The organism is Enterobacter sp. PTB, from assembly GCF_051130085.1.
GTDB classification, from domain to species: domain Bacteria; phylum Pseudomonadota; class Gammaproteobacteria; order Enterobacterales; family Enterobacteriaceae; genus Enterobacter; species Enterobacter ludwigii.
Genome location: NZ_JBDKEE010000104.1, coordinates 1 through 622, shown reverse-complemented (window position 1 = coordinate 622; position 622 = coordinate 1). Strand labels below are relative to the sequence as shown.

At 52.7% G+C, this 622-nt stretch carries 1 protein-coding gene; it reads right to left on the bottom strand.

Annotated elements, in window-relative coordinates; translation table 11 throughout:
* Nucleotides 1-622, bottom strand: a 622-nt coding sequence (locus AAIR21_RS27780; RefSeq protein WP_434682830.1) for a DUF3396 domain-containing protein, incomplete at both ends; no start/stop codon positions are given.

Sequence of the window (622 nt, the reverse complement as noted above, 5' to 3'; positions counted from 1 at the left end):
TTCATCGTCGATTCTTTATCGAACTGAAAGTTTTCGTATTCTGAGTAAAAATGCAGGCCGTTATGCCCGTCCTGCCGGATGGGTTTGATAATCTGACTCACTTTGACCAGCAGTGGCGGTAACGGTTCTGAATTGACCTCGCCAGGTGCGGGTGGTAATGCCCCGGCTTTCAACACAATGCCGCTGTTATAGGAGAGCAGTTCAATCTCCGGCGTTTTTGCCAGACGGCGGGTCAGTGTCTCCGAACCGCCCAGCTTGTCCAGCCACGGCTCGCCAAGGATGGTGTACCAGCAGGCACTTTTAATTCCCTCTACCGCTTCTCCCCCTTCCAGCGTCCCCAGTGAATCGACCATCACGCCGGGAAAACGCTGCGCCAGCTGGTACTCATAGGGAAACATGCGTTCAAACGCGTAGGGTAGTACAAACGACAGCCCGGCATAGCCGCTTTCCACCGTAAAGGTGTTGCACAGCCACATCAGCCAGGACTGATAGCGCGCTTTGCCCTCCGGCTCTTTCAGCAACGACAGCGGAAACACCAGTTTGATAACCGAGCGATCATTCTCGTTATGGAAAATCCGTTTACCCATAATGAGTATTTCATAATCAGGGGCATGATAATCGG